The sequence below is a fragment of the Streptomyces sp. NPDC096339 genome (assembly GCF_044762985.1).
In the GTDB taxonomy this organism is placed as follows: Bacteria; Actinomycetota; Actinomycetes; order Streptomycetales; family Streptomycetaceae; genus Streptomyces.
In genome coordinates, this window is sequence record NZ_JBIWFI010000019.1 from 112,811 (window position 1) to 127,351 (window position 14,541).

The 14,541-nt window shown below is 73.9% G+C and carries 10 protein-coding genes; 8 read left to right on the plus strand and 2 right to left on the minus strand.

Features of this window, described 5'->3' with window-relative positions:
* The first annotated feature begins 74 nt into the window (after window positions 1–74).
* A complete protein-coding gene (gene sodN, locus ACIQ5Y_RS23615; protein WP_030709803.1) occupies window positions 75–470 on the plus strand; it encodes a superoxide dismutase, Ni in 396 nt (131 codons plus the stop codon).
* A gap of 136 nt (window positions 471–606) precedes the next feature.
* On the opposite strand, the gene ACIQ5Y_RS23620 is transcribed toward sodN, so the two are convergent.
* On the minus strand, window positions 607–795 hold the full coding sequence (locus ACIQ5Y_RS23620; protein ID WP_030709801.1) for a DUF6104 family protein: 189 nt from the start codon (window positions 793–795) through the stop codon (window positions 607–609).
* A gap of 119 nt (window positions 796–914) precedes the next feature.
* Here ACIQ5Y_RS23620 and ACIQ5Y_RS23625 point away from each other — a divergent pair, with 119 nt between their 5' ends.
* Entirely contained in the window at window positions 915–3,023 is a 2,109-nt protein-coding gene (locus tag ACIQ5Y_RS23625; RefSeq protein WP_403883718.1) for a trypsin-like peptidase domain-containing protein, read from the plus strand.
* On the opposite strand, the gene ACIQ5Y_RS23630 is transcribed toward ACIQ5Y_RS23625, so the two are convergent.
* The gene (locus ACIQ5Y_RS23630) at window positions 2,939–4,273 is read right to left on the minus strand and encodes an RNA-guided endonuclease InsQ/TnpB family protein (RefSeq protein ID WP_403883721.1); all 1,335 of its coding nucleotides are present in this window, start codon (window positions 4,271–4,273) and stop codon (window positions 2,939–2,941) included. The two genes, ACIQ5Y_RS23625 and ACIQ5Y_RS23630, sit on opposite strands and share 85 nt — an antisense overlap.
* A gap of 121 nt (window positions 4,274–4,394) precedes the next feature.
* On the opposite strand from ACIQ5Y_RS23630, the gene ACIQ5Y_RS23635 reads away from it, so the two are divergent.
* The 6 genes from ACIQ5Y_RS23635 to ACIQ5Y_RS23660 all read left to right on the plus strand — a co-directional run.
* Window positions 4,395–5,465 carry an AAA family ATPase gene (locus ACIQ5Y_RS23635; RefSeq protein WP_403883793.1) on the plus strand — a complete coding sequence of 357 codons (1,071 nt, stop codon included), beginning with the start codon at window positions 4,395–4,397 and terminating at the stop codon, window positions 5,463–5,465.
* Between the two features lie 6 nt (window positions 5,466–5,471).
* Window positions 5,472–8,753 carry an SAV_2336 N-terminal domain-related protein gene (locus tag ACIQ5Y_RS23640; protein WP_403883724.1) on the plus strand — a complete coding sequence of 1,094 codons (3,282 nt, stop codon included), beginning with the start codon at window positions 5,472–5,474 and terminating at the stop codon, window positions 8,751–8,753.
* 85 nt (window positions 8,754–8,838) lie between these two features.
* Window positions 8,839–9,033 (plus strand): FxSxx-COOH cyclophane-containing RiPP peptide, encoded by a 195-nt coding sequence (fxsA, locus tag ACIQ5Y_RS23645; RefSeq protein ID WP_403883727.1) that lies wholly within the window; start codon window positions 8,839–8,841, stop codon window positions 9,031–9,033.
* 259 nt (window positions 9,034–9,292) lie between these two features.
* A complete protein-coding gene (locus ACIQ5Y_RS23650; protein ID WP_403883730.1) occupies window positions 9,293–10,549 on the plus strand; it encodes an aKG-HExxH-type peptide beta-hydroxylase in 1,257 nt (418 codons plus the stop codon).
* A 69-nt stretch (window positions 10,550–10,618) separates the two neighbouring features.
* Complete coding sequence (gene fxsT / locus ACIQ5Y_RS23655; RefSeq protein WP_403883733.1) at window positions 10,619–13,621, plus strand: FxSxx-COOH system tetratricopeptide repeat protein; 3,003 nt, start codon at window positions 10,619–10,621, stop codon at window positions 13,619–13,621.
* Between the two features lie 605 nt (window positions 13,622–14,226).
* On the plus strand, window positions 14,227–14,541 hold a 315-nt coding region (locus ACIQ5Y_RS23660), incomplete at its 3' end, for a hypothetical protein (protein ID WP_403883736.1).

Sequence of the window (14,541 nt, forward strand, 5' to 3'; positions counted from 1 at the left end):
GGGCGCCCGCGAAATCCGGTTCTCCAGCGAGTAATCTCCCCCTTGAGAAGACGATCACGAGGAGGACACACTCCATGCTTTCCCGCCTCTTCGCCCCCAAGGCGAAGGTCTCCGCCCACTGCGACCTGCCGTGTGGCGTGTACGACCCTGCCCAGGCCCGCATCGAGGCCGAGTCCGTCAAGGCCGTGCAGGAGAAGTACCAGGCCAACGACGACGCCGACTTCCGCGCGCGCGCCATCACCATCAAGGAGCAGCGCGCCGAGCTCGCGAAGCACCACGTCTCGGTGCTGTGGAGCGACTACTTCAAGCCCCCGCACTTCGAGAAGTACCCGCAGCTGCACACCCTGGTCAACGACACCCTGAAGGCCCTCTCGGCCGCCAAGGCGTCGAACGACCCGGCGACCGGCGCGAAGGCCCTTGAGCTCATCGCCGAGATCGACCGCATCTTCTGGGAGACCAAGGCCGCCTGATCCGGCGCCTTGTGCACCCCGTGCACCTTGCGCGCCGCTGCCAGGCGCGCATGCGAGAACGGCCCGACTGCCTGCGTGGCAGCCGGGCCGTTCTCGTGCTCCTCGATGTCCGCGCCGTTGTCGCCGGCGCGTCCGCTCACTCGTCGGCGTCGTCGTCCTCGTCGTCCAGACGGGCCAGCCAGGTCGCCAGGCGCTCCACCGGGACCTCGAAGTCCGGGTTGAGGTCGACGAACGTGCGCAGCTGCTCGGCGAGCCACTCGAAGGTGACCTCCTCCTCGCCGCGCCGCTTCTCCAGCTCCTCGATGCCGCGATCGGTGAAGTACAAGTCGGGCTCCGTGTCCAGGGGGGTGTTTCCCGCCAGGATAAGCCGCCTCTCGGCAGGGACCTCCCGCCGGCCGCGGCCCCGGGTCTAGCCTGGACGCCTCATACGAGCGGGGGGCGCGGATGACGGACGGGCGCACGGGCGGGTCCGGACGCGCCTACGAGCTCCTGGAGCCCCTGGTTCTGGCCGCGACCGTACGCGTCCACGCGCCGCCGGACGGGTATGGAACCCCTGGGCCCGCGGCCACCTGGGGGAGCGGCTTCTTCATCGCCCCCGGCTGGGTCCTGACGTGCGCGCACGTGGTCGGCGAAGGGGGTGGGGCTACCATGCGCATCACCGGGCGCGAGGTCGGCATCACCTTCTCCTCCGGGGGCGGCGGCGCCGGCTGGACCGTCGTCGGGCGCGTGGAACGCGTACTGCCCGACCGGCTGGAGGAACGGCGTCCCGCCCGGGGCGCCCTGTGGGACCTGCCCGACCTGGCCCTGGTGAAGGTGCTCTCGCCCGTCTCCCACGCCTGCGTCTGGCTGACCGACCGCTCCAGGCCCCGCTTCGACGAGGCCGCCTACTTCGGCTGCACCGAGGACCTCGGCACCCCCGAGATCACCGGGCGCACCACCCGGCTCCTCGGCGTCGCGGGCAACGGCGCCGCGATCCGGCTCGGCGACGACGACGAGATCGAGCCCGGAATGTCCGGCGGGCCCGTGGTCGACCTCGCCCGCGGCGAGGTCGTCGGCGTGGTCAAGGCCCGCCGGCACACCGGTGGCGGCGGACTCGCCGTGTCCGTGGTGCAGCTGAGGACCCTGCCGGCGGGCGGGGACGGACAGACCGGGCTCTACCACCGCGTGATGCAGGCCCACGACCGCCACCACTACGACGAGCACCTCAGCGACCTCGACACCCGCCGGACCTGGACCGACGTGCAGGACGAGCTCGCCGCGCCGGACGGCGACCCGTACGGCGGGCGCGGCCGGCTCGCCCCCGGCGAGCGCACCACGCTGTTCGGGCTGCTCGCCGAACTGCCCCCGCCGGGCTCCTCCGAGACCGTACGCGCCCTCGTCGAGGCGGCCCGCGGGGAGGAACCGGACCCGCACCCGCCCGCCCCGCTCGGCTGGCGCGACGGGATCGGCATGCTGTACGACCCGCCGAGCGGGCGCGGCGAGGCCGAGGCGATGCTCCGCTACGCCACCGACGTGAGCGTGGCCGACCACCGCGAGCCGTCCTCCTCCCCCGCCTCCGCCGCCGCCTCCTCCGCTTCCTCCGGCGCGGACGAGGCACTGTGGGAGTGGACCCGGGCCGCCGCCGTGCGGCTGTGGCGCCCCCAGCGCCGCGAACTGGGCGAACGCAGGGAACGGGGCCTGCTGGACCGAGCGGAGCGGCTGCACGCGTTGGCCGGGCGGGTGGTGCGCGGCCCCGAGGCCCGTCGGCCGGACGACCTGCCCGCCGGGGCCTCGGCCCTGTTGGAGCTGTGGGCGCACGCCTGGGAGACCGACGTCTACGACTGGCGGGTCTCGGTGCTCGCCGGCCCCGCGCACCCGGGACGGCTGACCCCGGTGGACTCGGGCGTACGGGCCGTGATGCGCGAGCTGCCCGAGGTGCTGCGGGCCCCGCTCGCCGAGGCCTTCCGGCGGGCGGACACGGACGAGGCGGCCGCCATGCTCGAAGTCGCCGTCGACCCCGAGCTGTTCGGCGCCGCGGTGGACGACTGGAGGCTGGTGGGCGGCCTGCCCGTGGGGGTGCAGCGGCCGGTCGTCTTCCGGTGGGCGGCCGGCAGCCGGGCACCCGTGCCCGCGGCCGCCGCCCGGTGGGTCAGGGTGCAGGCGGGACCGGTCCTGGACGAACGGGCCGACTGCGTGCGCGGCCGCCCCCGCAGCCCGTCGCCGCTGTGGCTGGCCGCGCTCCCCGACAACACCGTGCCCGTGCACTGCCGGGCCCCCGAGCGGGAACCCGCCCTCGGCTCGCTGCACGCCGTACGGGACGCCGGCTACGGGGTCGTGATGCTCCGGCGGCCCCCCGCCGACCCGGCGGCGCCGTGCGCGCCGTACCACCGCGGGCAGCGGGAGGAACTGGGCGACGCCCTGCGGGGCGAGGCGCTGCCAAGACGCCTGCAAATCCTGCGCAGGCGGATGTACGAGGCGGATCCCGACGCCTACTGGGCCGCGGGATCGGGACTGGTGTGGGAGGACCCGGCGCGGCCGCTGCCGGACGACGAGCCTCTGCAAGGCGATCTGTGACGGCGCGGCGGATTCGAAGAGGGAGCGTCCTTGACTTCTTCCCCTCCCTGAGAGGAGGGGATTCCCACCATCGCGGGTGGGGTTTCCTGCTTCACCACGAACCGCCCCAATCGAGAGGAGGACTCCCATTGAGGTCTTGCGCCCGTTCCACAGGCGGACACCGCCGGCCCGGCGGCCAGAAGATTGATTGCCGCGTTCTCGTCCCGGTTGTGGGTCGTCCCGCAGTTGCCGCACGTCCATTCACGTACGTTCAGGGGCATCGCTTCGGCGATTGCCCCGCAGGCCGAGCAGAGCTTGGAGCTGGGGAACCACCGGTCCACGGTGATCAGATCCCGTCCGTACCAGGCCGCCTTGTAATTCAGTATGCTGCGCAGCTCGCGCCAGGCCGCGTCGGTGGTGGCACGGGCGAGTTTCTGGTTCTTCAACATGTTGCGGACCGTGAGATCCTCGATCACGAGCGTTTGGTTTGCGCGCACGAGTCGAGTGGTCAGCTGGTGCAGGTGGTCTCTGCGGCGGTCGGCGATCCGGGCGTGGATCCTCGCCACTTTGGTGCGGGCCTTGGCCCGGTTGTTGCTGCTCTTCTCTTTCCGGGACAAGGCTCGGTGCGCACGTACCAGCCGCGCTCGATCCCTTCGTTCATGCTTCGGGTTGGCGACCTTCTCTCCGGTGGAGAGGGTGACCAGGGACGTGAGTCCGGCATCGATTCCGACAGCCGCGGTGGTGACCGGCGTCGGGGTGGGGATGTCCGTGCACAGCAGGGACGCGAACCGGCGGCCCGCGCTGTCACGGGAGACCGTGACCGTGCTCGGCTCCACGCCCTCGGGCAGCGGACGCGACCAGACGACGTGAAGTGGCTCCGCCATCTTCGCCAGTGTCAGTCGGCCATCGGCATAGCGGAACGCACTGCGTGTGTACTCGGCCGAGGCGCCGGACTTCCGCTTCGACTTGAAGCGGGGGTACTGCGACCGCTTCTCCCAGAACCCCACGAATGCTGCCTGCACATGGCGCAGTGCCTGTTGCAGTGGCACCGACGACACCTCAGCCAGACAGGACAGCTCCTCGGTCCGCTTCCAGGAGGTGAGCATCGCCGACGTCTGCCCGTAGCCCACCCGCTCCTTGCGGGTCGTCCATGCCTCGGATCTCGCTGCGAGGGCCGGGTTGTAGACCTTTCGTACGCACCCGAACGTCCGCGACAGCTCGGCCGCCTGCGCATCAGTCGGATGGAAGCGGTACTTGAACGCCCGCTTCACAGACGCAGAATCCCCCACGCACCGGACGCCAGGACTGGTCACGAGTCGAACACAAGCCAGGGTCAGTGCATCACAGTGCGTTTCCTCCCCGGCTGACGCCGAGGGCTTCCACTCGAGGAGAATCAGGATGAACGACGAGTGGCTCATCTACCGCGGTGTCGGCGAACCCCACGACGGCATCGACGCACTGCCCGACCCGCCGCCGTGGCGGGACTTCGACGGCGCCCCCGCCGGCGAACCGGAGGGCCCGGAAGGACCGGACGGCGCGGCGCCCCCGGCGGCCCGGGCGGCCGACGGGGCCATTGCGCGGCGGCTCGGGGCGCACCGGCAGGCCGCCGAGCTGCACCGGCCCGAGCCCGAGGAACTGGAGGCCATCAACGCCGCGTTGTACCTGCGCCGGCCCCTGCTCGTCACGGGCTTCCCCGGCACCGGCAAGTCCACGCTCGCGCACGCCGTGGCCCACGAGCTGAAGCTCGGCCGGGTGCTGCGCTGGCCGGTGGTCTCGCGGACCGTGCTCCAGGACGGGCTGTACCGCTACGACGCCCTCGCACGCCTCCAGGACGTACAGATCGCGGCGAGCGGAGGCCCCCGGGGCGGCGGTGGGGACGGCGGCCCCGGCGGCGTGCCCGGGATCGGGAAGTACATCCGGCTCGGCCCGCTGGGGACGGCCCTGCTGCCCACCGAGCGGCCCCGCGTGCTGCTGATCGACGAGCTCGACAAGAGCGACATCGACCTGCCGAACGACCTGCTCAACGTGTTGGAGGAAGGCGAGTTCGCCCTCCCCGAGCTGGAACGGGTCGCCGACACCGAGCCCGAGGTGCGGGTCCTGACCGACGACGGGGCGAAGGTGACCGTCCGCGGCGGCCGCGTGCGGTGCCGGGCCTTCCCCTTCATCATCCTGACCAGCAACGGCGAGCGGGACTTCCCGGCCGCCCTGCTGCGCCGCTGCATCCAGCTGAAGCTCGGCCAGCCCGGCGAGAAACGGCTCGCCACCATGGTCCGCGCCCACCTCGGCGAGGAGGCCGCCCGGTCGGGGGCCGACCTGATCAGGGAGTTCCTCAGCCGCTCCCAGTCGGAACTGGTCGCCGCGGACCAACTACTCAACGCCGTCTACCTCACGCACTACGCCGCCCCGCCCACCCGGGAGGACCTCGCGGACCTGCTCATCCAGCGCCTCGACCGCCCGAGGTGACCGGCCGTGCCCGAGCCTGATCCAGCCGTCCCCGAGCCGGCCGTCCCCGAGCCGGCCGCCGGTATTCGCGAACTGGCCGCGCTGCTGAGCGCGGCCGGGCTCGACCCGTCCCCCGAGGAGATCGCCGACGCGCTGTGGCTCGCCGGGCGGATCCGGCGGCCGGGCCGGCAGACCGAGGCGTCCCCCGGGCGGATGCCCGCTCCCGGGACCGAGGGGGAAGCCGAACCGGTCAGGCCGCCCCCGACGGAGCCCGAACGGCCCGAGCCGGAAGCGGAGGAGCAGGTCAGGCTCTACGCCCCCGGATCCCGTCCGCCCGCCGAAACGGAAGCGCAGGGCACGGAGTTCCCCGGGCAGTCCGCCGTGCCCGTACGGGTGCCGGGCGCGGCCGCGCTGCCCCGCATCCTCGACATCCAGCGGGCCCTGCGCGCACTCCAGCGCCACCGGCCGCCCGCCCCGCCCACCCGCAGGGTGCTCGACGAACCCGCCACCGCCGAAGCCAGCGCACGCGCCCTCGGACTGGTCATCCCCGTGCTCAGGCCGGAGAGCCGGCGCGAGGCGACCGTACGGCTGGTGATGGACGCGTCGCCGTCGATGGCCGTCTGGCAGGAAATGTTCGAGGAACTGCGCTCCGTCTGCGAGCGGCTGGGCGCCTTCCGGGACGTCCAGGTGCACTACCTGCACCGGCTCGACGACGGCACGGTGGTGCTCGGCCGCGGCCCCGTCGCGGGAGCCGGAGCCCGCTCCGCGGACCAGTTGCGCGACCCGACCGGACGGGCCCTGACCATGGTGGTCTCCGACTGCGCCGGACCGATGTGGCGCGAGGGCTCCGCGCAGCGACTCCTGCACCGGTGGGCCGAATGCACCCCGTGCGTGGTCGTACAGCCGCTGCCGCAGCGGCTCTGGGGGCGCAGCTGGCTGCCGACCGAGCGGGGCACGCTCGCCCGGGTCGAGGGAGGCGGCGGGAAACTGCGGTTCCGTCCGGACCGGCCGCCGCTGCCCGGACGCCGCACCGGAGGGCTGACCGTGCCCGTGCTGCCGCCGAGCGCCACCGCCCTCGGGGCGTGGGCCCGCCTCGTCGCCGGGCTGGGCAGCGGACCGGTACCGGCCGAGGTCGGCCGGGTACTGGCCGACCACCCCGGCGCGCCCCCGCCGCCGCCCAGGGCCGCCCGGCCGCCGCGCGAACTGGTGGCCCGCTTCCGCTCCTCGGCCGCGCCCCGGGCCGTACAACTCGCCGTGTACCTTTCGGCGGCCCCGCTCACCCTGCCCGTGATGCGGCTCGTCCAGCGCACGATGCTGCCCGACTCGGAACCCTCCGACCTCGCGGAGGTGCTGCTCAGCGGGCTGCTGCGGCGCACCGGGCCGACCGCCGGGCAGTGGTACGAGTACGTGCCGGGAGTGCAGGACGTACTGCTGGGCCCACTGGGGCGGGACGAGGCCGCGCTGGTGCTCAAGCACTGCTCGGAGTACGTGCTCGCGCACTTCGGGCGGGGCGTACGGAACTTCCCCGCGCTCGCCGTCTCCCAGCTCACCGGGGCACAGGCGCCGCCGGCCGCCGAAGCCCCGGCGGACGGCGCCGCCGGGGAGCGGCCCGGGCGGCTCCCGCAGGCCTTCGCCGAGGTCTCCGCGAAGGTCGTACGGCGCTACCTGCCCGGCATCCCGGGGGACGAGCCGGGGGAGGGCCCGCCGGTCCTGGAGCCGCTGCCGCCACCGGTACGGGCACGGGCCGTACGGGCCGCCCGCGCCCGGCTCGCCGACGGGGAGGCGGACGGGGACCCGCGCGTGCTCTACGAGGCCGTGGCCGTGCTGCGGCGGGCGGTCGCCGCCCCGCCCGGCCCCGGGGACCCGCCCGAGGAGGCCGAGACCGAGCTCGCCGGGGCGCTGCTGCGGCTGTGGACCGCCCAGCGGGACCCGGAGCTGCTCACCGAGGCCGAGCGGGCCCTGACAGGCCTGCGGACCCCGCTCGCGCGGGCCGTCCGGGGCCGGGTGCTGTACGAGAGGGCCCTGGCCGCCGTACCCGACGGGGAGCTGCTGGAGGCCGCCGACCGGGAGTTCGCCGCGGCCGGCGCCGCGGCGGGGGACCCGCGGCTACGCCGGGACTGCGCCGTCCGGCGGGCCGACACCCTGATCCGGCTGAGTACCCTGCGCGAGGACCCGGCGGCCCTGCGCGAGGCCCGCGCCGCCCTCGAACCCCTGGCGGGCGCCACCCCCGGCCCCAGCCCGGTCTTCGTCCCGCACCCCGAGCTGCAACTGGCCCTCGGCCGCGTCCTGCTGGCACTGCTGCCCCACACCCCGGCCCAGGCCGACCGCACGCCCCTGGCCGAGGAGGCCGCGGCCCGCCTGGCCACGGCCCTGACCGCCCTCCTCACGGGCTCCGACACCGCGCGGGTGGCGGGCGTACGGGTCGAGCTGGCAGGGGCACTGCGGTACCTGCCCTGGCGGCTGGGCGAGGCGGCCGGGCAGCTGGCGACCGCGCTGGAGGAGGCCGGCGGGGATGCGGAGCTGCGGGTGGCCGCCCTGGTGTGCCAGGCCCGGCTGCACCGGGCTCGGTACGCACGGGACGCGGACCCGGCGGCACTGGAGGACGCGGCCGAGTCCTACGGCCGGGCCCGGCGGCTGATCCCCCGCGACGCGGAGGCCTTCGCGGAACTGCTGCCCGAGTGGGGCGACGTACTCCTGGAACGGGCGCGGGCCGCCGACGGGCGGCGGTTCACCGGCGCGGCCGTGCGCGTACTGCGCGACAGCCGGTCGGCGGTCCCGCAGTCCGACCCCGGGGCCGCGCACCGGCTGCGGCGCCTGGCCACCGGACTGCGGCTGCGCCACGCGTACGAGGGCGACGCGGTCGACCTGCTGGAGGCGGAACACCTGCTGGAACTGGCCGCCCGGCAGAGCCGGGGCCCCCTCGACCGGGCCCGGGCCCTGCGGGACCACGGCGACGTACAGCAGGAGATCCACGCCCACACCCGGGCCGTGGACCGCCTCGACCGGGCGGCGGACTCCTACCGGCGGGCCTGGCGGGCGGCCCTGGAGGCCGACCGGGCCGACCGGGCCGACCGGTCGGAGCGAGAGGAACACGAGGAACACGAGGAACGCGCGGGCGCCGCCCTCCGCCTGGCGGCCCGCGTACAGGAACTGCGCGGCGAGGTACTGGAGCGGTTGGCCCGCCCCCGGGCGGCCCTCGACGCGTACCGCTCCGCACTGGACCTGTGGACGCGGCTCGGCCCGGACGCCGACGAGCAGCGGCGCGAGTCCCTGCGCGCCCGCACGCGCGCCCTCGAAGCGGACCTCTGAGCAGTTTCCGCACGCCGGAGGAGGGGAAAGGGCAGTGGACCATCGAAGGCGCAGGAATCCGAAGGAACAAGGGGACGGGCAGCCCATGGTGACTCAGCATCAGGAAGCGGTCGCGCGCCGCGAGTGCTCCGGAAGGCTGCCGGACCTCTCCGGGCTGGACCTGGCCGCGCTGCGCGGGATCGACGACTCCGTGCTCGCCCACGTGATCGAGGGCATGGTCGAGCGCGTGACCCACCCGGCGGAGATCCTGAACGCCTTCGACGACCCGACCCCGCCGTAGGCCCTGGGGCCTGTCGTCGCATTCCCGTGTGCCCCGCGACCGACGACGGGAGTTCGACGACAGACCCCAGGCGCGGGATCCCGCCGAGGGTTGACCACTTTCCGCCGTTAGCCGGTACCTGCCGGGGGGCAGGGATGGACCGTCCGCAGCGGGGAGGTGCAGCGATGAGCCGAACGACCACGATCGACCCCTCCCCGCCAGCCGCTGCCTGGACCCCGCCGGCGGTCGAGGCGCGGAGCCCCGGGGCGAGGGCCGGCTCGTGAGCGCCGTTCCCGCCGCCTTCCACGTCCCCTCCCGCACGCTGCGGGCCCTCGCCTCCACCGAGCCCAGCGCCGACGGCACCCGGCTGGTGCGCGACGTACGGCGCTCCAAGCGGCTGCTCCTGCTGCGCGCGGTCCTCGACGCGGCCCCCGGCGGCCGCTCCGGGGCGGCCGCCGACCACTGGGCCCTGCTGGAGGAGGCCGAGCGCCGCGACCCGGACGCGGTGCGCGACGTACTGCACTACCCGGCCACCGGGGTCTGGGCCGAGGAGACCCTGCGCCGCCTGCACGCCCCCTCCGGGCCCCCGGCCGACCTCGGCCACCTCGGGGCCCTCGCCGTCGCCGCCGCCCTGCGCGCCCGGATCGTCTTCACCCACACCCTGCGGCCCCTGCACGGCCGGCTCGTCCTGCCCACCCTCGGGCTGCTGCGCCCGGACCGCCCCGGCCCGCTCGCGCTCACCGAGCGCTCCTGGGACCCCGAGGACCCCGCCACCCTGCCCCTGCACGCCCTCCCCGGCGGCCGCACCGCCCTGGACGACCTCGACCCCTACCGGGCACCCGGCCCCGCCCGCCCCGCACCCGTCCGGCCCGCCCGCCGTCTCACACCCCGGGGCCACAAGCGCTGGGACACCCAGTGGACCGGCGCACTCACCCTCCTCCAGCGCTACGACACCACCCGCGCCCAGGAGACCGTCCAACTGCTGCGCTCCGTCGTACCGCTGGGCGGCGGCTCCCGGTCCAGCGGCGCCACCCTCCCCGCCGCCGCGGGCTCCGTCCTGGCCCGCGCCCAGGCCCCGCCCGCACTGGCCGCCACCCTCGTCCACGAGGTGCAGCACGGCAAACTGACCGCCCTCACCGACGTCCTGACCCTGCACACCGCCGACCGCACGCCCCGCCACTGGGCGCCCTGGCGCAGCGACCCCCGCCCGCTGGAGGGACTCCTCCACGGCACCTACGCGCACCTCGCCCTCGCCGGGTACTGGCAGCACGCCGCCCTCTACGGGGCCCGCGGCGCCTGGGCCCAGCACGCCCGGATCCGCGCGCAGGTGGCCGCCGTACTGCCCGTACTGTGCTCGCACGAGCGACTGACCCCCGCCGGAAGGGAGTTCACGGAGGCGATGGCCGCCGCCGAACGGGCCATGGACGAACTCCCGCCCCCCGGCGACCAGCACACGGCTGCCCGCCGCGCCGTCGACCGCGAACGCCGCGCCTGGTGCCGGGAACACCCCGAACTCGCGGCGTTCGTACGAGGTTGACGGACCGTCCGCTGCGGTAGGTTTCAACCCCGTCCACTGCCACTGCCCGGATTCCAGGGAGACGGCCGTATGACCACCGGTACTCGGCAGGAGCAGGGCCCGGCCACCGGCCCGCAGCGCTTCGTCATCAGCTTCGCGGGCTTCAACCGCCCCTGGGCCGTGTGGATCGCCCACCGCCTGGAGGAGCACGGCCACCGCGTGTCCCTCCAGCGCTGGGACCCGCAGAACAGCACCGGCCTCGACCAGGCCCTCGACGACCTCGCCCGCTCCGGCAGCAGGGTCCTCCTCGTCCTGTCCGAGCGGTACTTCTCCGCCGGCACCCGCACCGACGAGGAGTGGAACACCGCCCTGCGCAGGGTCACCGACGACCACCCCGACCGGTTCGCGGCGGTCTGCCTCACCGACGCGCCGCTGCCCAGCGCCGTGGCCGTGCTGGAGAAGACCGACCTGTGGGGCCTGGACGCCTACGAGGCCGAGTACCGCGTGCTGCGCCGCCTGGAACTGCCCACCGAACGGATCGGCACCGAGACCGGCCGGCGCGGCCCCCGCTTCCCCAACGACCCGCCGGAGATCTGGGGCCGCGTCCCGCGCCGCAACCCCCGCTTCACCGGCCGCAACGACGTCATCGGCACCCTGCGCGAAGCCCTCGCCGAGGCCCCGCCCGGCGCGTCCACCGTCACCCTCCTCGGGCTCTCCGGCGTCGGCAAGACCCAGGTCGCCACCGAGTACGCCTACCGGTTCGCCTCCGAGTACGACGTCGTGTGGTGGGTCCCCGCGGAAGACCGGCCCACCCTGCGCGAACGCCTCGCCGACCTGGCCCCCGCCCTCGGGCTGCCGCGCGGCGCGGGCAGCTACGGCGAGCAGATCCGGGCCGTACTGGAGGCGCTGCGGCGCGGATCCCCGTACAGCCGCTGGCTGATGGTCTTCGACGGCTGCGACAACCCCGACGACCTCATCGACCTGCTGCCCTCCGGCGCGGGCGACGTCATCATCACCTCCCGCAACCGCGAATGGGCCACCCGGCACACCAGCCTCGTCGAAGTCCCGCTATACGCCCGGCCCGAGTCCGTCACCTTCATCCGCCGCCGGGCCCGCCGCCTCACCACCGACGAGGCCGACCAGCTCGCCGAAGCGCTGGAGGACTACCCCCTCGCCCTCGACCAGACCGCCGGCTGGCTCGCCGACTCCCCGCTGACCGTCGGCGACTACCTGGCGCTGCTCCAGCGCCGGCTGGACTCACGCGAGGCCGTCACCGTCTCCGACGACTATCCGCTGCCCTTCCCCACCGCGCTGGCGATACTGCTCAACAACGTACGGGAGAACTTCCCCGACGCCCTCGCCCTGCTGAGGCTGTTCGTCTTCTTCGCCCCCGGGCCGGTGCCGCTGCGGCTGCTGCGCGAATTCCCCGCCGACGACGTGCCCGAACAGCTCGCGGGGCTGATCAACGACCAGATCCGGTGGAACGCCGCGCTCAACAAGCTCGTCCAGTTCTCCGTCGTCCGCCTGGAGTACTCGGACCTGTCCGTCGACGAGGGCGGCGGCGGCCTGGAAACCGTACAGCTGCACCGCATGGTCCACGGCATCGTCCGCGAGAACCTCTCGGACGAGGAGGCCGAACCGCTCTCCCGCGCCGTCCGCCAGGTCCTCACCGCGGCCGACCCCGGCCGGCCCTCCGACTCCCGGCTCTGGCCCCGGTACGCCGAACTCATCCCGCACCTGGGCCCCTCCGGCGTCGTCACCAGCACCAACCCGCGCATCCAGACCTTCCTGCTGCACTGCCTGCGCTACCTCATCCTCGCCGGGGAGTACCGCACCTGCCTGAGACTGTCCGAGGAGACCGACCAGGTCTGGCGGACCATGCTGGGCGAGGACCACCCCAAGGTCCGCGAGCTCAGCTACCACTACGGCGGAGCCCTGCGGAACCTCGGCCTGTTCCGGCGCGCCGAGATCCTCACCCGGGCCCGCTCCGCCGAACTCACCGAGGAGCGAGGCGACCGCGACCTGGAGACCCTGCGCGCCAGCAGCTCGTACGGCGGGGTCCTGCTCTGCATCGCCAAGTTCGAGCCGGCCCGGGAGATCTTCGAGCACTGCCTGAACACCTACCGCGAACTGCTCGGCGAGGACGACTCCACCACCCTGGCCGCCCAGAACAACCTCGCCGCCACCTACCGGCTCCTCGGCCGCTACCAGGACTCCTACGACCTCGACCTGGACACCCTGCGCCGCCGTGAACGCGTCCTGAAGGCCCACCACATCTCCACCCTGTCCTCGGGCATCGCCTGCGCGATGGGGTTGCGGCTGATGGGCCGCTACCGGGAGGCGCAGACCCGCCAGGAACAGGGCCTCAAGGTCAACACCCAGGTACTCGGCCTCGACCATCCGCAGACCCTGCGGGCCGAGCACAACCTCGGCCTGTGCCTGCGCCGCTCCGGGGACATCGCCGGCGCGGGCCAGCGGCTGCGGATCGTGTGGGAGCGGGCCACGCGCGTATTCGGCGTCGACTACCCGTGGACGCTGATGGTGGCCTCCGACTACGCGACGTACCTGCGGGAGTACGGGGACATCGGCGAGGCCCGCCGGATCTCCGAGGACGTGGTCCGCGGCTACCAGTCGCAACTCGGCCTCGCCCACCCGTACAGCATCGGCACCGTCGGCAACCTGGGCCTGATCCTGCGCGCCCAGGGCGAACGGGCGGAGGCCCTCTCCCTCGCCGAGCAGGCGCTGGTCGGCATGAGGGGCGCGCTCGGCGACCGCCACCCGTGGACGCTGGGCTGCGCGCTCAACGCCACCGGGCACCGCAACATCACCGGGCACCGGGAGGACGCGCTGTCCCTGAGCCGGGAGACCCTGCGGGGCGCGGAGGAGGTCCTCGGCCCGGACCACCCGATGACGCTGAGCGCGCAGATCGCCCTGGCGGCTGACCTGCGGTCGGTACGGGAGGACGAGGAGGCGGGCAAGCACGAGGACGCGGGCATCAAGGCGCTGACCCGCACCCTGGGCGCCCAGCACGTCCACACGATCTCCGCGAAGCAACGAGTCCGCCCGTACTGGGACTTCGAGCCCCAGCCGTAGGGGCTCCGGCGGCGTTCCCGAAGACGCTCAGACGCGACACGCGCTCCCACTGGCCGTCGGAGCCGGAGCCGGAGCCGGAGCCGGAGCGGGCGCGGGGGCCGGCAGGCGGTCCCGGTCCGCCCGGCCGGCAGGCAGGACGGGCACCGGGCCCGGGGCCGGTTCAGGAGTCGGAGCCGGCTTGTCGGGACCGGAGAACACGCAGCCCGGCATGCGCGGGGCGGCGAACGCGCTCGTGGGAAGCAGCGCGCCGCCCGCGACGAACGCCATCGATGCGGCTGCCAGCGCGAATCTCCGTGCGCGAGAGGTGCGGTCCATGGGGGATCTCCTCCGGAAGGAACGGGCGAGGGGGAGATCAGTAGGCCCTCCGCACGCCGGTGCCGGCATGTCACCAGATCCCGGGACTTGACAGACCGCGCAAATCCGGGCGGGTTCGCTTTATCAACATCGGTTCCCGGCGTCAAGACACGTAATGCTGTGGCGTGACCCCGGCTCTCCGATCGGGTGTATTTGAAGCAGGCCAACGCCAAAGCGTGGCTCTCGAACAGAACCCCCCCCCGCGGGACGGACTCGTGAAGATGTCCCGCAATTCGGAATGGAGAAGACCGATGTTCAAGATTTCCCGCAAGGCGATCCTGGCCGCTGCCTCCGTAGCCCTGGCGGGCGGTATGGCCATCCCGGCCACCGCGCTGGCCGCTCCCGCTCCCCAGTCGACTCATACATCGGTGCAGACACCGCATACATGCGGGAAGAAGGGGCGACTGTGCCGCACTCCCAATACTCCGAACACGCCCAATACCCCGAACTCTCCGGGTGGCGGTAACAACACTCCCAATACTCCGAACACGCCCAATACCCCGAACTCTCCGGGTGGCGGTAACAACACTCCCAACACTCCGAACACGCCCAATACCCCGAACTCT

Coding starts and splice junctions, on each gene's coding strand:
- fxsT (WP_403883733.1), top strand. CDS start 10,619: ATGACCACCGGTACTCGGCAGGAGCAGGGCCCGGCCACCGGCCCGCAG.
- fxsA (WP_403883727.1), top strand. CDS start 8,839: ATGGTGACTCAGCATCAGGAAGCGGTCGCGCGCCGCGAGTGCTCCGGA.
- ACIQ5Y_RS23625 (WP_403883718.1), top strand. CDS start 915: ATGACGGACGGGCGCACGGGCGGGTCCGGACGCGCCTACGAGCTCCTG.
- sodN (WP_030709803.1), top strand. CDS start 75: ATGCTTTCCCGCCTCTTCGCCCCCAAGGCGAAGGTCTCCGCCCACTGC.